This window comes from Methylomonas sp. DH-1 (assembly GCF_046097555.1).
GTDB classification, from domain to species: domain Bacteria; phylum Pseudomonadota; class Gammaproteobacteria; order Methylococcales; family Methylomonadaceae; genus Methylomonas; species Methylomonas koyamae.
This window is the reverse complement of sequence record NZ_CP143089.1, coordinates 4,526,628-4,550,825: the sequence shown is the minus strand read 5'-3', so window position 1 is coordinate 4,550,825 and position 24,198 is coordinate 4,526,628. Positions and strand designations below refer to the sequence as shown.

At 51.1% G+C, this 24,198-nt stretch carries 14 protein-coding genes, 2 tRNA genes and 3 rRNA genes; all 19 read left to right on the top strand.

All coding sequences use genetic code 11. The features are described 5' to 3' along the window. The 19 genes from dapF to tssB all read left to right on the top strand — a co-directional run bounded on the left by dapF (nucleotide 1) and on the right by tssB (nucleotide 24,195). The gene (dapF, locus tag VXJ35_RS20785) at nucleotides 1-831 is read left to right on the top strand and encodes a diaminopimelate epimerase (RefSeq protein ID WP_054758948.1); all 831 of its coding nucleotides are present in this window, start codon (nucleotides 1-3) and stop codon (nucleotides 829-831) included. Further along, entirely contained in the window at nucleotides 828-1,517 is a 690-nt protein-coding gene (locus VXJ35_RS20780; RefSeq protein ID WP_064023018.1) for a DUF484 family protein, read from the top strand. The genes dapF and VXJ35_RS20780 overlap by 4 nt, the downstream gene beginning before the upstream one ends. Before the next feature lie 4 nt (nucleotides 1,518-1,521). Further along, nucleotides 1,522-2,442 (top strand): tyrosine recombinase XerC, encoded by a 921-nt coding sequence (xerC, locus tag VXJ35_RS20775; protein ID WP_064023017.1) that lies wholly within the window; start codon nucleotides 1,522-1,524, stop codon nucleotides 2,440-2,442. A 430-nt stretch (nucleotides 2,443-2,872) separates the two neighbouring features. Next, nucleotides 2,873-4,408, top strand: a 16S ribosomal RNA gene (locus tag VXJ35_RS20770). A gap of 60 nt (nucleotides 4,409-4,468) precedes the next feature. Further along, nucleotides 4,469-4,545: transfer RNA gene (locus tag VXJ35_RS20765), tRNA-Ile, on the top strand. A gap of 110 nt (nucleotides 4,546-4,655) precedes the next feature. Then, a tRNA-Ala gene (locus tag VXJ35_RS20760) sits at nucleotides 4,656-4,731 on the top strand. Between the two features lie 341 nt (nucleotides 4,732-5,072). Then, nucleotides 5,073-7,966 (top strand): 23S ribosomal RNA (locus VXJ35_RS20755). 194 nt (nucleotides 7,967-8,160) lie between these two features. Then, nucleotides 8,161-8,276: ribosomal RNA gene (gene rrf / locus VXJ35_RS20750) — 5S ribosomal RNA — on the top strand. Together the 16S, 23S and 5S rRNA genes with 2 tRNA genes alongside form the textbook arrangement of a ribosomal RNA operon. A gap of 672 nt (nucleotides 8,277-8,948) precedes the next feature. Continuing rightward, on the top strand, nucleotides 8,949-9,701 hold the full coding sequence (amoC, locus tag VXJ35_RS20745) for a bacterial ammonia monooxygenase, subunit AmoC (RefSeq protein WP_064023016.1): 753 nt from the start codon (nucleotides 8,949-8,951) through the stop codon (nucleotides 9,699-9,701). A 111-nt stretch (nucleotides 9,702-9,812) separates the two neighbouring features. Next, the gene (gene amoA / locus VXJ35_RS20740; RefSeq protein WP_064023015.1) at nucleotides 9,813-10,562 is read left to right on the top strand and encodes a bacterial ammonia monooxygenase, subunit AmoA; all 750 of its coding nucleotides are present in this window, start codon (nucleotides 9,813-9,815) and stop codon (nucleotides 10,560-10,562) included. 91 nt (nucleotides 10,563-10,653) lie between these two features. Then, nucleotides 10,654-11,898, top strand: a complete 1,245-nt coding sequence (gene amoB / locus VXJ35_RS20735; protein ID WP_064023014.1) for a bacterial ammonia monooxygenase, subunit AmoB — start codon at nucleotides 10,654-10,656, stop codon at nucleotides 11,896-11,898. A gap of 160 nt (nucleotides 11,899-12,058) precedes the next feature. Further along, entirely contained in the window at nucleotides 12,059-12,463 is a 405-nt protein-coding gene (locus VXJ35_RS20730) for a hypothetical protein (protein WP_064023013.1), read from the top strand. Nucleotides 12,464-12,776: 313 nt separating this feature from the next. Further along, entirely contained in the window at nucleotides 12,777-14,168 is a 1,392-nt protein-coding gene (tagH, locus tag VXJ35_RS20725) for a type VI secretion system-associated FHA domain protein TagH (RefSeq protein WP_064023012.1), read from the top strand. A gap of 55 nt (nucleotides 14,169-14,223) precedes the next feature. Continuing rightward, nucleotides 14,224-15,564, top strand: a complete 1,341-nt coding sequence (tssK, locus tag VXJ35_RS20720; RefSeq protein ID WP_082881025.1) for a type VI secretion system baseplate subunit TssK — start codon at nucleotides 14,224-14,226, stop codon at nucleotides 15,562-15,564. A gap of 162 nt (nucleotides 15,565-15,726) precedes the next feature. After that, nucleotides 15,727-16,893: a type IVB secretion system protein IcmH/DotU gene (gene icmH / locus VXJ35_RS20715; RefSeq protein ID WP_231914798.1), complete on the top strand. Its 1,167-nt coding sequence runs from the start codon at nucleotides 15,727-15,729 to the stop codon at nucleotides 16,891-16,893. Nucleotides 16,894-16,902: 9 nt separating this feature from the next. Next, on the top strand, nucleotides 16,903-20,460 hold the full coding sequence (gene tssM / locus VXJ35_RS20710; RefSeq protein ID WP_064023627.1) for a type VI secretion system membrane subunit TssM: 3,558 nt from the start codon (nucleotides 16,903-16,905) through the stop codon (nucleotides 20,458-20,460). After that, nucleotides 20,457-21,989, top strand: coding sequence for a type VI secretion system-associated protein TagF (tagF, locus tag VXJ35_RS20705; protein ID WP_157198252.1), 1,533 nt, complete (start codon nucleotides 20,457-20,459; stop codon nucleotides 21,987-21,989). Before tssM ends, tagF begins: the two co-directional genes overlap by 4 nt. A 602-nt stretch (nucleotides 21,990-22,591) precedes the next feature. Then, nucleotides 22,592-23,626, top strand: a complete 1,035-nt coding sequence (gene tssA, locus VXJ35_RS20700; RefSeq protein WP_064023009.1) for a type VI secretion system protein TssA — start codon at nucleotides 22,592-22,594, stop codon at nucleotides 23,624-23,626. Nucleotides 23,627-23,664: 38 nt separating this feature from the next. After that, nucleotides 23,665-24,195, top strand: coding sequence for a type VI secretion system contractile sheath small subunit (tssB, locus tag VXJ35_RS20695; RefSeq protein WP_064023008.1), 531 nt, complete (start codon nucleotides 23,665-23,667; stop codon nucleotides 24,193-24,195). Nucleotides 24,196-24,198: the final 3 nt, after the last annotated feature.

The window sequence follows — 24,198 nt, the reverse complement described above, 5'->3', positions numbered from 1 at the left end:
ATGGAGATTCTTTTTACCAAAATGCATGGCTTGGGTAACGATTTCATCGTTATCGATGCCGTTTCGCAGCAGATTGATTTGAACGCCGAGCAAGTTCGCTTTTTGGCCGATCGCCATTTCGGCGTCGGTTGCGACCAATTGTTGTTGGTGGAGAAACCGGTTAGCGCAAATGCCGATTTTAAATATCGCATTTTTAATGCTGATGGCGGAGAAGTGTCGCAATGCGGCAACGGTGCCAGGTGTTTTGCCCGCTTCGTGTGGGATAAAGGCTTGTGCGATAAGGATGAAATAGTCGTCGATACCGATGCGGGTCAGTTGGTGCTCGGCATTGGTCGGGACGGTTTGGTGACGGTTAATATGGGGTTGCCCCGGCACGACCCTGCTCAAATTCCGCTAAATGCGCCAACGCAGTTGCCGGTTTACCACGTGGAAATCGATGGCGAATCGATTGCGTTTGCGGCGGTTTCCATGGGTAATCCGCACGCGGTGTTGATTGTCGACGACGTCGAGCAAGCGCCGGTGGCGAGTTTGGGAAAGCGTTTGGAGTGCCATGAGGTTTTTCCGCAGCGAGCGAATATCGGTTTTATGCAAGTCATCGATCGTTCGCGCGTTAAATTGCGGGTCTACGAAAGGGGGGCGGAGGAAACTCTGGCCTGCGGCAGCGGTGCCTGTGCGGCGGCGGTCGCGGGTATCGAGCAGGGATTGTTGGATAGCCAGGTTAATGTATGTTTGCCGGGCGGCGAGTTACAGATCGCCTGGCAGGGCAGAGGGTGTCCGGTGTTGATGACCGGGCCGGCGGTTAAGGTATTTGAAGGGCGAATAAGCATATGATCGAAGAGCAGCAAACAGAGATCACGGATGCAGCGGTGGTCGACTATTTACGCCTTCATCCGGATTTTTTTCATCAGCATCTGGATTTGCTGGAACAAATGCATATTCCGCACCCCAGCGGCAACGCAATTTCGTTGATATCCAAGCAACTGGAGATTTTCCGAGCCAAGCATCAAGAGCAAGAGAACCAATTGAATGCGTTGATCGATATTGCCAGGGAAAACGATGCTTCGTTTAATCGGATGCACGAACTGACGCTGGCGATGTTGGAAGCGAATTCTCTGGAGGATGCGGTGGCTAATTTGAGTGAGGTGTTGTCGGAATGCTTTTTGACCGATTTTGTCGGTATCAAAATCGTTAGGGACAGCGGGTGCTCGCCAATCAGTAATTTGTTCGTCACAGCGGACGAGCCGAATCTGAAGCATTTTGCAAACGAATTGGCGACCAATCAGCCGAAATGCGGGCGGCCGACTTTGGTGCAAGCGACTTTCTTGTTCGGCGATGCAGCTATGGAAGTCAAGTCATGCGCGATTATTCCGATGGTGTTTACTCAGCTGGAAGGCATATTGGCCATCGGTAGTCGAGACGAGGGCCGGTTTCATTACAGCATGGGGAGCGTGTTTCTGACGCAGATGAGCGAGATTATCGGGACACGATTGATTTCGTTGTTGCAGCAATTGGATTAGCGTTGTGTATGTCGCTGAAGAAGAAGCAGTCAATTTATTTCTGCGCTATTTGCGCGAAGAAAAAAGGGTTGCAGAGCATACGGCGATCAACTACCAATCAGATTTGAGGCGGTTTGCCGATTACTGCAAGGCGAAGGATATTTTGCAGTGGACTGACGTGCAGGCTAGCGATGTTCGCCAGTATATAGCCATGAGGCATAAGGACCGAATCAGTAGTAAAACCATTCGCCGCGATCTGGCGGCGTTGCGCAGTTTTTACCGATTTTTGTTGAAAAGTAATCGGGTTGTTGTCAATCCAGCTTTGCACATCAAAGCGCCCAAGGCACCTAAACGATTACCGAAGGTGTTGGATGTTGACCAGATGGCTGGGATATTGGATGCTGAAGCCAGTTCCGTGCTTGAAATCAGAGACGTTGCTATGTTCGAGCTATTTTACTCGTCCGGGCTCAGATTGAGCGAGTTGGTAATGCTGGATGACGTCGATCTTGATTTCGCAGAGGGTTTTCTGAGGGTGCGTTTCGGCAAGGGCGGTAAACAAAGGCAGGTGCCATTGGGGTCTAAAGCTGCTATCGCGATCAAGACTTGGCTGAAAGTGCGACCGGATTTTTCCACTCCGGCGCTGTTTATATCGTCTGCGGGGAAAAGGTTGTCTCGACGAACTGTTCAGTTGCGGTTGAATCGGTGGGTTGGGAAGCTCGGTTTCGATGAGCATGTCCATCCGCACATGTTAAGACATTCTTTTGCTAGTCATTTGTTGGAATCTAGCCAGGATATTCGAGCCGTGCAGGAATTACTGGGGCATAGCAGCGTTGCTACAACGCAAATTTACACGCATTTGGATTTTCAGCACTTGGCCAGTGTGTACGATAAAGCTCACCCTCGGTCTCGGAAAGCCCGAGAAAGTGAAGAAAAGTCGCGCGAGTGACGATTAGTAGTTGACAGTGTGGTTTGAAGTGAATACAATGAGCGGCTGTTCACTGCTGAGCTGTTTAGGGATTTGAAGTTTAAATCCTTTGAGTGGTGAAGGCGGGTGGTTTGCTGGTTGCTTTTGGTAGCGGCAAGTTGCCTGCTTGTTTTGATTGGCTTCGGTTCTTGTGTTGGATTTTGAGAGTTGAAAGTCGGTTGAAAAAAAGTGGTTGACATGATTTCTGATTGCTGTAGAATATGTCGGCTCAACAGGGCGAAATGCTCTGGCTCTTTAACAAACTGAATCGAAATAATTTGTGTGGGTATGTGTAGCGATACGTTTCTGTTAGAAACTATCGATACAGACCACGTCAATTTAAGCTTATAAATTACGTTCTGTAATCGAGTCAAGATTGGTCGCTAATCTTTCTTAGCGGCAAACCAAAATTAAACTGAAGAGTTTGATCATGGCTCAGATTGAACGCTGGCGGTATGCTTAACACATGCAAGTCGAACGCTGATAAGGTGCTTGCACCTTTGATGAGTGGCGGACGGGTGAGTAATGCATAGGAATCTGCCTATTAGTGGGGGACAACGTGGGGAAACTCACGCTAATACCGCATACGATCTACGGATGAAAGCAGGGGACCTTCGGGCCTTGCGCTAATAGATGAGCCTATGTCGGATTAGCTAGTTGGTGGGGTAAAGGCCTACCAAGGCGACGATCCGTAGCTGGTCTGAGAGGATGATCAGCCACACTGGGACTGAGACACGGCCCAGACTCCTACGGGAGGCAGCAGTGGGGAATATTGGACAATGGGCGAAAGCCTGATCCAGCAATACCGCGTGTGTGAAGAAGGCCTGAGGGTTGTAAAGCACTTTCAATGGGAAGGAACACCTATCGGTTAATACCCGGTAGACTGACATTACCCATACAAGAAGCACCGGCTAACTCCGTGCCAGCAGCCGCGGTAATACGGAGGGTGCAAGCGTTAATCGGAATTACTGGGCGTAAAGCGTGCGTAGGCGGTTGTTTAAGTCAGATGTGAAAGCCCCGGGCTTAACCTGGGAACTGCATTTGATACTGGGCAACTAGAGTTGAGTAGAGGGGAGTGGAATTTCAGGTGTAGCGGTGAAATGCGTAGAGATCTGAAGGAACACCAGTGGCGAAGGCGGCTCCCTGGACTCAAACTGACGCTGAGGTACGAAAGCGTGGGTAGCAAACAGGATTAGATACCCTGGTAGTCCACGCCGTAAACGATGTCAACTAACTGTTGGGTTCTTTAAGAACTTAGTAGTGGAGCTAACGTATTAAGTTGACCGCCTGGGGAGTACGGCCGCAAGGCTAAAACTCAAATGAATTGACGGGGGCCCGCACAAGCGGTGGAGCATGTGGTTTAATTCGATGCAACGCGAAGAACCTTACCTACCCTTGACATCCTCGGAACTTGTCAGAGATGACTTGGTGCCTTCGGGAACCGAGAGACAGGTGCTGCATGGCTGTCGTCAGCTCGTGTTGTGAAATGTTGGGTTAAGTCCCGTAACGAGCGCAACCCTTATCCTTAGTTGCCAGCGAGTAATGTCGGGAACTCTAGGGAGACTGCCGGTGATAAACCGGAGGAAGGTGGGGACGACGTCAAGTCATCATGGCCCTTATGGGTAGGGCTACACACGTGCTACAATGGCCGGTACAGAGGGCAGCGAAACCGTGAGGTCAAGCAAATCCCACAAAGCCGGTCCCAGTCCGGATTGCAGTCTGCAACTCGACTGCATGAAGTCGGAATCGCTAGTAATCGCGGATCAGAATGCCGCGGTGAATACGTTCCCGGGCCTTGTACACACCGCCCGTCACACCATGGGAGTGGGTTGCAAAAGAAGTAGGTAGTTTAACCTTCGGGAGGGCGCTTACCACTTTGTGATTCATGACTGGGGTGAAGTCGTAACAAGGTAGCCCTAGGGGAACCTGGGGCTGGATCACCTCCTTACAAAGACAGAACGCCGTTACACGTATCCACAACAAATTATTTCGATTGAAAGACGCACCTGGGTCTGTAGCTCAGTTGGTTAGAGCGCACCCCTGATAAGGGTGAGGTCGGAGGTTCAAATCCTCCCAGACCCACCAACGCGAAAAGCAAGACGAAAGCAGCAAGGCAACTGAACAAGCAAAAGACAGCCGTCGGATTGCTCCTGTGTTGATCTTGACGGTTTCGGCTTTAGTCTTTTGACTGTTTCGGGGCCATAGCTCAGCTGGGAGAGCGCCTGCCTTGCACGCAGGAGGTCGGGAGTTCGATCCTCCCTGGCTCCACCACTAGCCATAAGCAAACCAAGCGCCCGCGTCTGCCGTAGCCGTGAAGGCGATCAGCTCTATAACGTTTGACAACAGACTTTATAGAATTGGTCCTCGGATCAATACGCTCTTTAACAATATGGAAATCTGTAACCAAGTCTTGATCGGAAACGATCAAAACTGAAACGAGTTGCAGTTTATGAAAGGCAATTATCGAAAGATAAGCGCCGAAAGTAAACCGCGAATCGTTCTCAAGCAACATCAGCGAACATGTCAGCTGACAAATAACTTAAATAGTAAGCCTAACAAAGCCTAAGATGAAAATCGAAAGCTGAGTAAAAGCAGACGTATTCGGGTTATATGGTCAAGTGAATAAGCGCATACGGTGGATGCCTAGGCAGTAAGAGGCGATGAAAGACGTGGTAGCCTGCGAAAAGCTTCGGGGAGGCGGCAAACAGCCTGTGATCCGGAGATGTCTGAATGGGGAAACCCGGCGAGGATAACCTCGTCATCTTTGAGTGAATACATAGCTCACTGAAGCGAACCCGGAGAACTGAAACATCTAAGTACCCGGAGGAAAAGAAATCAACCGAGATTCCCTTAGTAGTGGCGAGCGAACGGGGACTAGCCCTTAAGTGTTGATGACGTTAGTGGAACGGTCTGGAAAGTCCGGCGATACAGGGTGATAGCCCCGTACACGAAAACGTCTTCAGCATGAAATCGAGTAGGTCGGCGCACGTGAAACGTTGACTGAATATGGGGGGACCATCCTCCAAGGCTAAATACTCCTTACTGACCGATAGTGAACCAGTACCGTGAGGGAAAGGCGAAAAGAACCGCGGAGAGCGGAGTGAAATAGAACCTGAAACCGTATGCGTACAAGCAGTAGGAGCCCCTTCGTGGGGTGACTGCGTACCTTTTGTATAATGGGTCAGCGACTTACATTTTGTGGCAAGCTTAACCGAATAGGGGAGGCGTAGGGAAACCGAGTCTTAATAGGGCGTTTAGTCGCAAGGTGTAGACCCGAAACCGGGCGATCTATCCATGACCAGGTTGAAGGTCAGGTAATACTGACTGGAGGACCGAACCCACTCCCGTTGAAAAGGTAGGGGATGAGTTGTGGATCGGAGTGAAAGGCTAATCAAGCTCGGAGATAGCTGGTTCTCCTCGAAAGCTATTTAGGTAGCGCCTCGTGTATCACTGCTGGGGGTAGAGCACTGTTTCGGCTAGGGGGTCATCCCGACTTACCAACCCGATGCAAACTCCGAATACCAGCAAGTGTCAGCACGGGAGACACACGGCGGGTGATAAGGTCCGTCGTGAAAAGGGAAACAGCCCAGACCGTCAGCTAAGGTCCCCAAATCTATGCTCAGTGGGAAACGATGTGGAAAGGCACAGACAGCCAGGAGGTTGGCTTAGAAGCAGCCACCCTTTAAAGAAAGCGTAATAGCTCACTGGTCGAGTCGGTCTGCGCGGAAGATTCACCGGGGCTAAGCATAGTACCGAAGCTACGGATTCACGCTTTGCGTGAGTGGTAGAGGAGCGTTCCGTACGCCTGCGAAGGTCGATTGAGAAGTCGGCTGGAGGTATCGGAAGTGCGAATGCTGACATAAGTAACGATAAAGGGGGTGAAAAACCCCCTCGCCGTAAACCCAAGGTTTCCTGCGCAACGTTAATCGACGCAGGGTTAGTCGGCACCTAAGGCGAGGCTGAAAAGCGTAGTCGATGGAAAACAGGTTAATATTCCTGTACCAGTATTAACTGCGATGGGGTGACGGAGAAGGCTATATCAGCGGTCGGTTGGAAGTGGCCGTTTAAGCAAGTAGGCAGGCATCTTAGGCAAATCCGGGGTGCTTTATGCTGAGATGTGATGACGAGTGTCTCGAAAGAAACGCGAAGTGATAGATGCCCTGCTTCCAAGAAAAACCTCTAAGCTTCAGGTTAATAGTGGCCGTACCCTAAACCGACACAGGTGGGTGGGATGAAAATTCTAAGGCGCTTGAGAGAACCCAGGTGAAGGAACTAGGCAAAATGATACCGTAACTTCGGGAGAAGGTATGCCCTTGGTACGTGTAAGCCCTCGCGGCTGAAGCGGAAGGGGGTTGCAAAAAATCGGTGGCTGCGACTGTTTAGCAAAAACATAGCACTCTGCAAACACGAAAGTGGACGTATAGGGTGTGACGCCTGCCCGGTGCTGGAAGGTTAATTGATGGGGTTATCTTCGGAGAAGCTCTTGATCGAAGCCCCAGTAAACGGCGGCCGTAACTATAACGGTCCTAAGGTAGCGAAATTCCTTGTCGGGTAAGTTCCGACCTGCACGAATGGCGTAACGATGGCCACACTGTCTCCACCTGGGACTCAGTGAAATTGAAATCGCTGTGAAGATGCAGTGTACCCGCGGCTAGACGGAAAGACCCCGTGCACCTTTACTATAGCTTGACACTGGACTTTGAACCTACTTGTGTAGGATAGGTGGGAGGCTGTGAAGCAGGAACGCCAGTTCTTGTGGAGCCATCCTTGAAATACCACCCTGGTATGTTTGGAGTTCTAACCTCGATCCATTATCTGGATTAGGGACAGTGTCTGGTGGGTAGTTTGACTGGGGCGGTCTCCTCCCAAAGAGTAACGGAGGAGCACGAAGGTACCCTCAGCCTGGTCGGAAATCAGGCAATGAGTGCAAAGGCATAAGGGTGCTTGACTGCGAGACGGACAAGTCGAGCAGGTACGAAAGTAGGTCTTAGTGATCCGGTGGTTCTGTATGGAAGGGCCATCGCTCAACGGATAAAAGGTACGCCGGGGATAACAGGCTGATACCGCCCAAGAGTTCATATCGACGGCGGTGTTTGGCACCTCGATGTCGGCTCATCACATCCTGGGGCTGAAGCAGGTCCCAAGGGTATGGCTGTTCGCCATTTAAAGTGGTACGCGAGCTGGGTTCAGAACGTCGTGAGACAGTTCGGTCCCTATCTGCCGTGGGCGTTTGAGATTTGAGGGAAGCTGCTTCTAGTACGAGAGGACCGAAGTGGACGAACCTCTGGTGTTCCGGTTGTCATGCCAATGGCATTGCCGGGTAGCCACGTTCGGACAGGATAACCGCTGAAAGCATCTAAGCGGGAAGCCCCTCCCAAGATGAGATCTCACTGGGACTATAAGTCCCCTGAAGGGCCGTTGGAGACGACGACGTTGATAGGCACGGTGTGGAAGTCCAGTAATGGGCGTAGCTAACGTGTACTAATTGCCCGTGAGGCTTGACCATATAACACCCAATGCGTTTGGGTTGTCACATGACAATCGCTGAGCCAAACCTGAGAACGATACAAATTCATACAGATTTCCATGAAAGCAGGTGAAAAGTACAAGGCACAACGTGTCAAACTACTTGAAATGTCTAGCAGAGACTAGATTAATCCCTGTGCATGACGGTTGGCTTAATCCAACCAAACCAGTTTGCTTGGTGAACATAGCAAGCGTGAACCACCCGATCCCATCCCGAACTCGGAAGTGAAACCGCTTAGCGCCGATGATAGTGTGGCAGGTTGCCATGTGAAAGTAGGTCATCGCCAAGCTCTTAAATATCAAGCCCGGCTAAGCACGGGCTTTTTTTTTGCCCCTCGCTTTGCCTCCTTCATAACGCCCCAACCACACGCCTCCCGCCGGCAAACCACGCCAACATCACCAAACACTTCACTTACCAGCACGGAGGAGCGAATCATCGCAATAGCGGCCTTTAGCAGCGGCTGCTATCTCGTGCCGGCCTTAAGCGTCTCCTGCCGAGCTTGCAGATTCAAAGCAGGCGCGAAGAATCTCCTCCAACTTCTTCATGCTCAAGCGCCTGTTGCAGCCACGGCGGTCAGTTCACTACGGCCGCGTCAGCTACAACGCGTCTATTTGCGCTCGCCAGTCTGCGAAATCAAATCGACCTACGACCCGAGAAACTACTCTTCCTTCCCGACTAAGCAAAAAACTGCTCGGTACATGTGTTAATTTGGCTTGAGGAGACGAAAAGCTTGAGTTCTAGCGGCTAATGCAAATGAATCTATCCATTATCCGATCATACGAAGTTCGGGTGATGAGAACGGAATGGAAAAAGTTGAATTTGGCTTGACAACAATTTGTTAGGTGGTAGACTGCCTCGCACCTTAAGGGACGCGGGTGTCTTCGTAAGAAGTCTGGTAATAAGGAAAAACAAAGAACTCCCGATACGATCGGGGATTTAGATAATCTTTTAGGAGGTAGAAATGGCTGCTACAACTGAATCAGTTAAGGCTGATGCTGCGGAAGCACCGCTTTTAAATCAAAGAAACCTATGGGCGGGCGTTGCTCTGTACTTGGTTTTCTATTCTTTCATTCGTTGGTACGAAGGCGTCTACGGCTGGTCAGCTGGTCTGGACTCATTTGCTCCAGAGTTTGAAACATACTGGATGAACATGCTGTACATCGAGATCGTAGCCGAAGTTGTCCTGTTCGCAGGTATCAACGGTTACATCTGGAAAACTCGTGATCGCAAAGTAATGTCAATCACTCCACGTGAAGAACTGCGTCGTCATTTCACACACTGGACATGGTTGGTTTGCTACGGTTGGGCAATCTACTGGGGTGCTTCTTACTTCACAGAGCAAGACGGTACTTGGCATCAAACCATCGTTCGTGATACTGACTTTACTCCAAGTCACATCATCGAATTTTACCTGTCATACCCAATTTACATCATCACTGGCACAGCTTCTTTCATGTACGCTAAAACCAGACTGCCTACCTATCAAGAAGGTCTGCATTTGATGTATTTGGTTGTTGTTATTGGTCCGTTCATGATTCTGCCAAACGTTGGTTTGAACGAATGGGGTCACACATTCTGGTTTATGGAAGAGTTGTTCGTTGCTCCATTGCACTACGGTTTCGTATTCTTTGGTTGGGCTGCTCTGGGTATTCTGGGTGTGTTGAATACCGAAGTTATGGCAATTGCCAAATTGCTGAAAAAAGACCTGGCTTAATCGCTTAAGTCTAAAAGTAAAATACTATCTCCTTTCTTGCCCCGTCTAGGCGGGGCAAGATAAAGGGAAAGTAACAAAAAATATAATTTTAATTCTTTAGGAGGTAAGCTAATGAGCGCATCTCAATCAGCTGTACGTTCTCGTGCGGAAGCGGTACAAGTTTCCCGTACGTTTGACTGGATGATTCTTTTTACACTGTTCACAGCGGTTCTGGGCGGTTATCACATTCACTATATGTTGACTGGTGGTGACTGGGACTTCTGGACCGACTGGAAAGATAGACGTCTGTGGGTAACCGTAGCTCCTATCGTTTCTATTACTTTCCCTGCGGCTGTTCAAGCTTGCTTGTGGTGGAGATACCGTTTGCCAATCGGCGCAACCATTTCTGTTGTTGCTCTGATGATTGGTGAGTGGATCAACCGTTACATGAACTTCTGGGGTTGGACTTACTTCCCAGTAAACATTTGCTTCCCATCTAACCTTCTGCCAGGCGCTATCGTTCTTGATGTGATCCTGATGTTGGGTAACAGCATGACCTTGACTGCTGTTTTGGGTGGTTTGGCTTACGGTTTGTTGTTCTACCCAGGCAACTGGCCGGTAATTGCTCCTCTTCACGTTCCTGTAGAGTACAACGGCATGATGATGACCCTGGCTGACTTGCAAGGTTACCACTATGTTCGTACCGGTACACCTGAGTACATCCGTATGGTTGAGAAAGGTACATTAAGAACTTTCGGTAAAGACGTTGCTCCTGTATCAGCGTTCTTCTCTGGATTCGTTTCTATCATCATCTACTTCTTGTGGCACTTCTTTGGCAGATGGTTCGCTCAAACCGGATTCATCGCCGACGACGCATCCTAATCTGAAGTTTTGATTGAAAATGAAAGCTGGCGCACCTTAAAAGTGCCAGCAGGTCTTAATTACAAGATTCTCTAGTAATAGAGGAGGAAATATGAAAATAATAAAAGACAAAGTTGCAAAACTGTCCTTTGTCGCACTGTTGGTTGCAATGGCAACAGCGATGTTCTACGCTCCAGCAGCATCTGCTCATGGTGAAAAGTCACAGGCTGCGTTCATGCGTATGCGTACTATTCACTGGTTTGACTTGAACTGGTCAAAAGAAGAAGTAGCTGTCAACGATACTATGACAATTTCCGGTAAATTCCTGGTATTCGCAGGTTGGCCAGAAACTGTTGATAAACCAGAAGTTTCATTTTTGAACGTTGGTATCCCTGGTCCAGTATTCATTCGTGCTGGTTCTTGGATCGGCGGTCAACTGGTTCCACGTTCTGTTTCTTTGGAACTGGGCGAAGTTTACGAGTTTAAAGTACTGTTGAAAGCTCGTCGTCCTGGCGACTGGCACGTTCACTCTATGATGAACGTACAAGGCGGTGGTCCAATCATCGGTCCTGGTAAATGGGTAACTGTAACTGGTTCTATGAGCGAGTTCGTAAACCCTGTTACCACTTTGACTGGTCAAACCATCAACTTGGAAAACTACGCTCTGGATAACGTTTACTTCTGGCACGCTGTATGGTTCGCAATCGCGTTTGCTTGGTTGATCTTTTGGGTCAAACGTCCGATTTTCGTTCCACGTCACATCGCTGTTAGCACAGGTAAAGCAGACTCTTTGATCTCAGCTGGTGACAAAAAAGTCGGTATGTTGTTCGGCGTTGGTACCATGGTTATCGTAGCGGCTTCTATGGCGTCTACTAACGAAAAATACCCTGTTACTACTCCGCTGCAAGCTGGTTTGTTGCGTGGTATGAAAACTTATCAAATGCCTGAAGCTACTGTTTCAGTTAAAGTTGATGACGCTACATACCGTGTACCAGGTCGTGCAATGCAAATGACCTTGACAGTAACAAACAACGGCGATTCTGCTGTCCGTTTGGGTGAATTCAACACAGCTGGCGTTCGCTTCTTGGATCCTGCTGTTCACGAAGATGACACCAACTATCCTGACGACTTGTTGGCTGAAGAAGGTCTGACTGTTAGCGATAACAGCCCGCTGGCTCCAGGTGAAACCCGCACTATCGAAGTTACCGCTTCTGATGCTGCTTGGGAAGTTTACCGTCTGGCTGACTTGATCTATGACCCAGACAGCCGTTTCGCTGGCTTGTTGTTCTTCTGGGATGCAAACGGCAACCGTCAATTGGTAACTGTTGACGCTCCGCTGATCCCGACTTTCATCTAAAACTTGAAAGTACTCTAAGCAACCAAAAGCTTAGAGGTTAACGACAAACCCCCGCTATTGAAAAATAGCGGGGGTTTTTTTTGGTGTAAACTTCTGATAAAAAATACGGATTAGAAATAATTTTAATCAGAATTAATATTTCGAATTTAAGAGTGGCGAAATGAAGAAAGTTATATTGGTTTGTTCACTATTGTTATTAATGGGGTGTGCAGAAAAGGACGAGTATCAGAATGAGATTTTGGAGCAGATGAAAACGGAAAAGGATATTAAAGACTATAAAATAGCTCCGGAAGAAATGACTAAATGCGTCGTGGACACGTCGTCATCAAATATGCCAGGTTTGTTTTTAATAGACCCTCAGCGCAGGCAGGCTTATAAAAACTATACAAAAATGTTGAAGCTCAATAAGTCGGGTGATCCGAAAAAAACCTTAGAGGAATTACGACAAGACTTTGGAGATGCAAAGACGCTTGCAGATGCGCATTCTAACTACGTTGAGAGTGTAGTCGATTGTATGTCAAATTTGGTATCTTCTACCGAAGAAGCTCAAAACAAACAAAAATAGCAATTTAAGTTATTAGGCTAATGTCGAGTACGCCGCTATAAGGCATCGCCAGATCAGATTATGGGAACTTAATTCGTCCCGGAGAGGAAATGCTACTGGTAAAATGCAAAGTTGCGAATAAATACGCCTCTACGAATTCCGAATAACTACAGATTTGTAGGCGAAGAGTTGGGCTGGCTTTGGGTTTGATGAAGTTGCGGGCTTGATTGTTCTGGTTCGGTATGAGGAAGCTAATAACTTGTGATTTTGTTATTTTGGGTTTGCTTGCAATAACATACTATATTAATAGTTCTACTGATATAGGAAAGACGCCGTGCCTCTAAGACTAAGAGTTATCTCATATAAGGGTGCTCCTTCAAGTACTAATTTATCCGCTACGTTCAATCAGTGCGGAGGTTCAATAGGAAGGAAAAATGGGAATACGCTAGTACTGATCGACCCGGAAAATTTTGTTTCAGGCCATCATGCAGAGGTTTTGTACCAAAATGGTCAATATCAGTTAAAAGATACTAGCAAAAATGGCACATATCTGGTCAATGCCGATATTAACGTAACAGGCCAGCAAATTACGCTGCAAGACAAGGAGATATTGCGTATAGGGGAATACGAGGTTCTGGTAGAGGTTGAAATTGATTCTGGAGATATTCCAGCATTAGATCTGGCGGCAATCGATCGTGGGCCTTTTTCGCAGTCGTTTGCCACCGAGCCTGATTCGCCGTTTGCTTACTCGTCAAGCCCTTCAGTATTCGAACAACAGGTAGAAAAGCCGTTCCCGTTCCAAGAATTAGCGCCTAGCCAACCATTCCAAGATAGTTTTTCGCCACCAGATGTCGCATCGGCGAACGTACACGTAATTGAATCCCAGGAAAAAGACATCGCTGAATTTTTAAAAGGGTTGGATTCGTTATCGGCAGCGTCGATAATTGACCCGTTAGTTAGAGGGGATAATCCAGGTGCCACGACGCCAGCCCCATTCGAAGTGGACGATACGTCTTATTCGGATCAACCAGTTCAAGACATAAATGCCGGCACGGATCCGCAATTCAATGCTCAGCCACAGAACCTTACGCCGCTCGCGGAGTTAAGCGAAAGCTCGAGCCCAGTAGCTCCGAGGCCCCAACCTGAATCAACGGCCGATAGCGCTGAGTTGTTTAGTTGTTTTTTGCGAGGTGCTGGAATTAGCGATTCGGATTTTCTGCCAGAATCCCAGCAAACCGCCGCGATGATCGCCGCAGGGAAATTATTCCGAAATCTAATTGAGGGTTTGATGGATGTCTTGCGCGTACGTGCGGAGATGAAAAGCGAATTCCGCGTTTCGGTGACAACAATCCGGTCAACGGAAAATAACCCGCTAAAATTCAATCCCGATGTGGAAAGTGTGCTTAAACTTATGTTGGCGCCAAACAATCCAGCATTCATCGCCCCGGATGCCGCAGTGAGTGAAGCCTTCAGGGATATCAAGTACCATCAGATGGCTGTCACAGCGGGTATTCAAGCGTCATTGGCGGAGATATTGCGGAGATTTGAACCGGAAGCCTTCGAAAAAACATTGGGAGAAGGATTGTTATTTCAGAAGAAAGCGAGATGTTGGGAGCTTTATTGTGAAAAATATCCGGAACTAAAGACGTTAGCCGTAGAAGAGTTTTTTGGGGACGAATTTGCCGACGCGTACGAGAAACAAATGCATTTATTCAGCCGACGCTGAGAGCTAAAGAGCCCAAGGTTCGAATGCAAGCCAACAAATCAGAGATCAACAGAGTATGTCTATAAATAATAGGATTGTTTGGACTGAAGGCATGTTTCTGCGGCCGCAGCACTTTCAACAGCATGACCGCTATCTGCAGACGCTGGTTGACGGGCGCTGCCGCGGAATTCGGTCTCACGACTGGGGGCTATCTACCCTTGCAATCGACATTAGCCAATTGGCAATAGGCAAAATTTGTCTGAATGAAGCCAGAGGGATTTTCCAAGACGGTACGCCGTTTTATATGCCGCATGAAGACGAATTGCCGTTGCCCTTGGATGTCCCACCGGGAACCAGTAATGAAATAGTTTACTTAGCGTTGCCGCTGGTGCGGCCGGATGGCATTGAGGTCGATAGCGAACACAATCCAGACGGACTCGCTCGTTATCGAATAAACCATCGGGAAGTCAGAGACAATAATGCCGGATATGATGGCCGGTATCCGGTGCAAATTGCGAGTATGCGGCCTCGTTTACTTCTGGCTTCGCAGGAGCGTTCCGGCTATTTGTGCCTCGGTGTCGCCAATATCGTCGAAGTTCGAGCGGATAAAACAGTCGTACTGGACGAAAAGTACATTCCCGCATCATTGCAATCCACAGCTAGCCGCATCCTGGCGGGGTTTGTCCGTGAATTGCAAGGCTTGCTGCACACCCGGGGCGAAGCACTGGCGGCACGCGTTGCAGGAGCGTCGCATGGCGCCGCTGTCGCCGAAGTTGCCGATTTTTTGTTGCTGCAAACCATCAATCGCTACGAACCCCTGCTCGAACATCTGGCGGCCGATAGTTCATTGCATCCTGAAAGCCTGTTTTCTTTATGTCTTCAGATAATGGGCGACCTCTCAACTTTTTACCGACAGAACAAGCGTCCGGCCAATATTCCACCCTACCAGCACGATGATTTGCGTCGTTGTTTTATCCCGTTAATCGACGAGTTACGGCGTTTGTTAAGTATGGTATTGGAACAAAATGCAATTCAAATACCGCTTACCAAGCATAGCCAATCGGTTTATTACTCCGGGCGTCCCGACGTAAAACTGTTGGAGAATGCGATCTATATACTCGCCGCCAGTGCGCAAGTGTCTTCGGAAATGTTGCGCATGCACTTCCCGCCCCAAGTTAAAATCGGCCCGGTTGAAGAGATAACGCAATTAGTCACGGCGGCTTTGCCCGGAATTGCGATACACCCTTTGCCGGTCGCGCCCAGGCAATTGCCATACCACGCGGGCTGTTCGTATTTCGAACTCGATAAGCAGAGCCCTTATTGGAAGAAAATGGCTGAATCAGGCGGTTTTGCGTTCCATATCGGTGGCAATTTTCCCGGTTTGGAACTGGAGTTTTGGGCAATAAAAAAAGGGTAGGCGGCGATGACACAAAATGGTCCATTCGGTGACGACGATAAAACCGTGTTACGGCCTTCTCCGGGCGGGCGCTCACCCGACTCGGCCACGATCAGCAGAGCCGGGCAAAAGCCGACAACGCCACCGCCCGCCAGCTACCAAAATATTCCGCCGATAAGTGCTTTGGCGCCGTCCACGTCCGCTTCGTTGTTGGATTTGGCCGCCGGCTTGCTTTCTTTGGCCGCCAGATTAAGGGTGACGGTCGCTTATGCGGCGGTGGACGAATTAAAACAAAAACTGGCTAAAGAGATCAGCGAGTTCGAGAATCGGGCGCTAGCCGCGGGCCTACAGCAAGAACACGTTCGCATCGCCAGTTACGGCTTGTGTACTTTTCTCGACGAGATCATTCAGAACACGCCTTGGGGATCGCAAAGCAACTGGGGGCATCAGAGCTTATTGATCGTTTTTCACAAGGAAGCATGGGGCGGCGAACGGTTTTTTCAAATTCTCGACCAATTGGTAAAGCAACCCGCTCAGAATCTAGCTCTGATTGAACTCGGCTATGCACTATTGAGCTTCGGTTTCGAAGGCAAATTTCGGATCATGGCGAATGGCATGAACGAGCTGGAAAAGCAAAGGCTTGAACTTTACCAATTAATCCAACGCGTCCGTGGCGACTATCCGGCGGAGTTGTCGCCGCGTTGGCAAGGTCAGAAAACCGCAGTCCATCCTCTAATATCTCGAGTACCGCTATGGGTATTTGCGACCATTGCCGGAGGTTTGGCCCTGCTGTGTTATTTGGGCTTCGCATTTTTTATCAATACCGCTTCCGACCCTACCTACAAGGAGTTGCTCAAGCTGAGCAAAGAGCCAATTTTGTTGGCAGCGGTTGAAACTGCCACTCCGGTTTCGCCGGTTATTCCCCAGCCAAGCCCTAATCGCGCACAACGCTTCATTCCTTTATTGCGCGACGAAATAGCCAAGAATATGGTGGAAGTGGTAGACGACAGCATTATCCGGGTTCGTAATTCGTTCCCCTCGGGTAGCGACCAAGTGAAACCCGAATTCATCCCGATGTTGAAAAAGATCGCCAAAGAACTCGAGAACCAGCAAGACTCGATTTTGGTTACCGGCCATACCGACGATAGGCCTATTGTGTCTGCCCGCTTTCCGTCCAACTGGCATTTGTCGACCGCCCGCGCGAAAAATGTTTTGGCAATTCTGACCGCTTCCGCCCAATTGCGAGGAAGCGTCCGCGCCGAAGGCCGGGCAGACGGCGAGCCGTTGGAGCCTAACGACAGCCCGGAACATCGAGCGTTAAACCGCCGTGTCGACATCCTGATTAAGTGAGTATTGCGCGTGGAACCGATAATCAATTTTTTCAAACGTAAATGGGTGTTGGAACTGATCGGAGTGCTGTTTCTGGCGCTGTTGATCTGGTTTATCGGGCCATTGGTTGCAATTGCCGGGGTTGCGCCACTGGAAGCGGAATTGGCCAGAGGCATATCGATCGGCTTATTGGTAACGGTATGGCTGATTTATCGAATATTGGCCTACCGTTTCTCGCGGCAGCGCGACCAAAATTTGATGGCCGATTTGACGGGAAAAGAACCCGCCGATAACGTCAGCGGCACCGAAGCGGCAGCGGAAGCCGAGTTGGATGTGTTGAGCCGCGGCTTCGACGAAGCGTTGGCTTTGTTGAAAACCAGCGGACGTAAGCAACAACGCGGCTCGCAGTTTCTCTATGAAATGCCGTGGTACGCGATTATCGGCGCGCCGGGCTCAGGAAAAACCACGGCATTGATCAACTCCGGATTGCATTTCCCGTTGGCGGAGCGCTTGGGTAAACACTCCGTCAAGGGTGTCAGCGGTACCCGCGACTGCGATTGGTGGTTTTCAGACGAAGCGGTGTTGCTGGATACCGCCGGCCGCTATACCACGCAGGACAGCCACAAGGAAGTCGATGCCTCGGCTTGGCAAGGTTTTTTGCAATTACTGAAGAAATACCGGCCGCGCCGGCCTTTAAATGGCGTATTCGTTGCGGTCAGCGTCAGCGACTTGATGCAACAAACGGAAGAAGAGTTGCGGCAGCACGCGGCCGCGGTCAGGCGTCGAATCATGGAGCTGAACGACCGCTTGGGCGTGCAGTTGCCGGTTTACGTGCTGTTTACCAAAACCGATTTGATTGCCGGATTTAATGACTTTTTCGCAAACTTGACCGAAGACGAGCGCAGCCAAGTTTGGGGTGAAACCTTTCTGCGTACCGATTCCGCCAGCGATAATCCGGCCCAACACATCCAACAATTCGACCGCGGTTACGACGAACTGGTCGAACGTCTGGCACAACGGCGCTTGAAACGGATGCAGGAAGAGCGCGATGTTCAGCGGCGCGCTGCCATATTCGACTTCCCGCAGCAAATGCGGCTGTTCAAAACAGTGGCTAGCGATTTCTTGCAAGCCACGTTTTCGACCAATCGTTATGAAGAGCCGTTTTTATTACGCGGCGTGTACTTCAGCAGCGGTACGCAGGAAGGTACTCCGATCGACCGCATCATGTCGGCCCTGGCGGCTAGTTTCAGACTGGACCGCCAAGCGGTACCGCTGTTGAGCGGCCGCGGCAAAAGTTATTTTCTGACCAAATTATTGAAACAGGTGGTGTTTCCGGAAGCGGACCTGGTCGGCACCGACCCGCGGATCGAGCGGCGATACCGGCTGATGACGCTCGCCGCTTATGGCGCAACCTTTGTGTTTGTCGCGATTGCCGCGTTGGTCTGGTCGGTCAGTTTTACCGCCAACAAAATGGCGATAGCCGAGGTCGATAAACAGATAGAAGCTTACCGTGCCAGCAATATCGTGGCTCGGGATGCACGCACCGGATTTTTGGCATTGCTGCCGAAGCTGAACGCGTTACAAGCTGCGGCGGACGTTTACCGGCAAGCCGGCTGGACCACAGGCTTTGGTTTGGATCAGGGCGATAAGATCGGTTCCGGCGTGGACATGGCTTACCAGCGCTTGTTACGGGAAGGCTTTGCCGTACAAATCGTGCAGCGCTTGCAACAGCGCATGCAGAGTGAAGAAGGCGCCAATCTGGACGTACTGTACCAATTGCTGCGCGTCTATCTGATGTTCGGCGAACCGCAGCGGATGGACGCTAAGGTGGCTCAGCCCTGGGTCAAACTGGATTGGGAACAAATGTTCGCGACCGACCCGGAGACACAGGCGAAACTGCAAACCCATTTGGACAATTTGCTGGCTTTGCCGCTCGACCCGGTCGCGATCGATAACAACTTTGTCGGCGCGGTTCGTAACAAGCTCAGCCAGATACCATTGGTCAACCAAGTTTACAGCCGCTTTAAAAGCGAAGCGTTGTTCGACCATAGCCGCGACCTGATCGTTGCCGCTCAACTGGCGCCCAATGGCGGCAGGGTTTTCGTCGCGGCCAACGGCAAAGAACTGGACTCGATCTTAGTGCCTGGCGTGTTCACCGCCTATGGCTATACCGAGCTGTTTTTGAAGAAGGGTATGTCTTACGTCAAGGAAGCCAGCGAGCAGAATTGGGTATTGGGCACAGAAAACGGCAACACGTTGACCGAAATCGACCGCTTATACGGCGATTTCAAGCGGTTGTACTTGGCCGACTACCAAAAAACCTGGGACGGCGTATTGTCCGCCTTTAAATTCCGGCCGCAGGCAGGCACCAGCCAACTGGTCGATACCTTGGATCTATTGTCCAGACCGGATTCGCCGCTGAAACTGTTGCTCGAGTTAGTGGAAAAAAATACTTCGTTGAGCAAACTCTCGGCCGAATTGGCGGACAGCCTTAGCAAAGCGGCCGGCGGCATCGCCGTGCCGGAAGCGGCCACCCAAAAATTGCTGGCGGTCGCTAAACAAAGCGAACAAGGCATCGATCCGGTAAAAGCCTTGGAGGCGTATTTCGAGCCGTTTAACGCGCAAGTGCGCGGAGCGGCGGATCGGCCGGCGCCAATCGCTTCGGCGCTGGCCAGTATTAAGAATTTGCACGACTACTTGATGCAAATCGGTTCCGCCAGCAACGCCGGCGGCCAGGCGTTATCCACCGAAGCGGCCAAAGCCGCGGGCGGCGGCATCGATCCGCTGCAGGCGGCGAAAATGGAATTTGCCCGTTTGCCGGGACCTATTGCGGCTTCTTTAAATGCTTTGACCGCTACCGGCGGTCAACAAATCAAGAGTGGAGCAAAAAACCAGCTTAACGAAATGTTGAAAACCGCGGTGGCCATACCATGCAAAGCGGCATTGGCCGGCCGGTACCCGTTTGCGAAAAACACCCAGCAAGACGTGTTGCTGGCCGATTTTGCCAAGGTATTCGCCGCGAACGGTATCGTCGACCAGTTCTTCAATGCCAATTTAAAACCGTTCGTCGATATTGCCGCGGTACAGTGGCAAGAGCTTAAATCCGACAATGCGTTGGGCTTGGCGCCGGCCAGCATCCGCCAATTCCAGATCGCCGCCAAAATCCGCGATGCGTTTTTTCCGGGTGGGGGCGCCGTACCTCAGGTGCAGTTCGAATTGAAACCCTTGGCGCTGGACGACAGGGTCGGGACCTTTCGGCTCAATGTCGAAGGCCAAGAATTGGTCTATCGCCACGGGCCGGAACAGTTGACCAAATTTCAATGGCCGGGAAGCAATAACAGCGCCGGGGTGCGCGTGGTATTCGAGACCTTGGACGGCAAGCAAGTCAGCCGTGCCAAAGATGGCGCCTGGGCGTTGTTTCGTATGTTCGACGAATTCAACATCGAGCCGACCGGCTTGCCGGACCGCTTCAATCTGACGGTGCAAGTGGAAGGTTTCAGCGCCCGTTTCGAATTGCACGCCGCCAGCGTAAACAATCCGTTCGGCATTAGCGAATACCAAAGCTTTCGTTGTCCGGAGGCGTTGTGACCAACGTCGAGCCGGCGGCCGTTGGTTTTTTCGGCAAGGTCCCTAGCTTAGGCGATTTCGTCAGCCGGCGTTTGCCCCGCCAATTCATCGAACCCTGGGACCAATGGCTGCAATCTTCGTTACGCGCCAGCCAGGACGCGCTAGGAGACCAATGGCTATCCTCGTTTTTGGTCAGTCCGCTCTGGCGTTTTGCTCTCGGACCCGGAATATGCGGTAACACGGCCTGGGCCGGGGTGATGATGCCGAGTGTCGATCGGGTGGGGCGCTATTACCCGTTGACCTTGGCCCAGCCGGTGCCTAGCGAAGCGTTAATGGGTTTGTTTTTGCCGGAGAACGCGTGGTTCTCGCAACTCGAAGAGGTCGCGTTATCGGTGCTGAGAGAGTCTTTCGATTTGGAGGGCTTCGATGCAGCGGTATCCGGGATTTCCTGGAACCGTTACGGCCCGGCCAATTATTTTCAAGCCGAGCCAGTTGCGGATTTTCGGCAGCAGCCCAATAAATTTGCGTCAGGGTTCGAGATGCGGGATTTAGCGCAGAGCAATCTGGCGTATCCGTACTTGAGCCAAGCATTGATGGCCCGATTTTTAACGTGTTACAGCATATGGTCATCGGCAGGAACGCAATCGGGGCCGGCAACCCTGTTATGTTGCGAGGGCTTACCGCCCATCGATACTTATGCCGATTTTTTACAGGGCGCACCGCAAACCGCGCGCTCCTGGCAGTTGCAGAACTACAAACAAATCTTGGAATGCCGCCAGTCCGGCCCAGCCGCGGTAAACGGGGCTGAAATAGTCGCCGAGTCGGCTTCGTCTGCGCTGAATTGGCATTCTTACGGCGTTAGTGTGGTCGGAAACAAGCGCAAACATAACGAGGATGCGATGCTGGATTGTCCGGCGCAAGGGTTGTGGGTGGTTGCAGACGGTATGGGCGGACACCAGTCCGGCGACCTGGCCAGCCGCCTGGTTGTGGATAGCTTATCGGCGATGGCGCCGGCCGAGAGCCTGGATGGGCAAATCGAAGTGGTGCTGGCGCGGCTGCAAAAAATTAACGACGATTTGCGCCGCTTCGCCTCGGGTTTGCAGCAGGGCGGGATTATCGGTAGCACGGTGGTCGTGCTGCTGGCCCGAGCGGCAGAATGTGCGGCGATTTGGGCCGGCGATAGCCGGCTTTACCAACTGCGCGGAGCTCAATTTCGGCAACTGACGCGCGACCACACGCTGATAGACGAATTGATGGATTCCGGGTTTATGACCCGGGAAGTGGCCGAACAGCAGGTCGGGGCCAACGTTATTACCCGGGCCGTTGGCGGCCAGCAAGATTTGGTGTTGGATGTGGTCCGCTTTCGGGCCGAGGCGGGCGACCGCTTTTTGCTGTGCAGCGACGGTCTGGACAAGGAGCTGAGCGAGGCTGAAATTGCCGGTTTGATGGCTGTCGGCGATTGCCGGGAAGCGACGGATAGCCTGGTGAATCAGGCGTTGGCGCGTAGCGGCCGAGACAACATTACTGTCGTCGTTACCCAATTCGGCTGACCGCCGCGAGCCGGCCTGATCCCGTTGCTCCGCAATCGGCTTTCGATTTTCCGGGCGCTCGTTGCCGGGACTCCTCGTCGTTTGCATTCGTGCCTTTTGCCGGGATAGCGCGGCAAAAGGCTTACTAAATCCCGTATCGGTGACGACATATCGTGCCGACATTCCGGTTTGACGCGAACGGCTGAATAGTACCGCTTCGTGACTCTGTTCAAATATTTTCATATCTATCAATGGTTTGATCTTCCGCAGGCGTTAGGCCGCGACGGCTGGCACATATCTTGTGTAATGCTTAGCATAGTTAGCCGAAGGGCCTGATGTTAGGCGGGGCCGAGCGCAGTGCGGCGACTCATTCCAATTTTCGGCACGCGGCGCAAAAGCGGCTACACTGGAAGCGCCCATACTGGGCGGAACCAGCGGCGAGATTCGGTTCGGCGACACAAATTTGTAACCTTGGTGGGGTATTGGTAAACGCAAGTTGAAGCAGCGAAGAGGCTGCGATTTGCCATCGAGCTGCAAACCTATCGCGACCGCGCGTCGCTGGCATGGCAATTTGCTAGCTTGCCGCCGCTGCTGGCGGGACTTTATAGATCGGAGAATAAAACATGGCAGATTTATCAGGCTTGTTAAACGAAATAAGCCCGGATAACCCGTGCGGAGACAATTTGGAGTATGACGCCGCCCGCATCGCGTTGGACACGGACATTCAAGGTACGCCGGAAAACCAATTTACCGGCGAAAAGGCGATGCCGCCCAACTGGCGCGATATCCAAAAGCAAACCATAGCACTGTTGGAAAGATCCAGGGATTTGCAAGTTATTTTGTATTTGATCAGGGCTTTAATTCCGCTGGAAGGTTTGGCCGGTTTCCGCGACGGGCTGGGTTTGTTGCAGGAGTCGGTGAATCGGTATTGGGATAGCATACACCCGCAACTCGATCCCGACGACGGCCTCGATCCGACCTTGCGGATCAACATTATCGAAGAGTTGGTAAATTTCGACTGGATCATTCGGCCGTTGAGTTTGACGCCGCTGGTCGAATCCAAAGCCGTAGGCCGGTTCTGTTTGCGCGACATCCAATATGCAACCGATAAGTTGGAGCCGCCGGAAGGCGTCGCCAAACCGGATATCAACGCCATCAAGGCTGCGTTTTTGGATGTGGACGGCGAAGAACTGGCGGCAACATTCCGGGCAATAGGCGAGAGCAGTGCCAGTGTGGCTCAGCTCGAGAATTTCGTCAGCGAAAAAGTCGGGGTTGGGCAAGGGGCGAATTTGTCCGCGCTCCGCTCCTTGTTGAAAGAAATCAGTTACCAATTCGACCAACTGGCCGGTAGCCGGCTGGTTGGCGAAGCCGAAGTAGCCGGGGAAGACGCCGGCGCAGATGCCGAAGACGAAGCCGGAGCCAAAGCGCCGGCCAAGGTAAAACAGGCGGCGGGGGCGATTGAGACCCGAGCCGATGTCGTTAGAACTTTGGATTTGCTCTGTAAATATTATGCCGAAAACGAACCGTCCAGCCCGGTACCGATTTTGTTGCAACGCGCCAAATACCTTGCTACCGCGGATTTCCTGAGCATAGTCAACAACCTGATGCCGGATGCACTGTCGCAAATAGATTTAATCAAAGGTCCCGATCTGAACTAAAGTTTTACTGTTATTAACTATTTCAACTGGAGAAAAACATGGCTGAGAGTAGTCAGAAATTTATACAGAGAAACCGGGCGCCCCGGGTACAGATTGAATACGATGTCGAATTGTACGGCTCGGAGAAGAAAGTGCAGTTGCCGTTCGTGATGGGCGTGATGTCGGACCTGTCCGGTAAACCGTCCGAGCCGCTGGCGCCGGTGGCCGACCGTAAATTGCTGGAAATCGACGTCGATAATTTCAACGACCGTTTGAAATCGATGAAGCCGCGCGTCGCGTTCCAAGTCGCCAATACTTTGACCGGAGAAGGCAATTTGAGCGTGGATATCACTTTCGAGAGCATGGACGACTTTTCTCCTGCTGCCGTGGCGAAAAAGGTGGCCGGTTTGGACAAAATCCTGGAGGCTAGAACCCAGTTGTCTAACCTGATTACTTACATGGACGGCAAGACCGGTGCGGAAGAGTTGATCGCTAAACTGATCAACGATCCGGCTTTGCTGCAAACCTTGGCGGCATCTGCCAAACCGGCCGAATCCGGAAGCGAAACCACCGAAGGGCAAGGAGAATAAGCC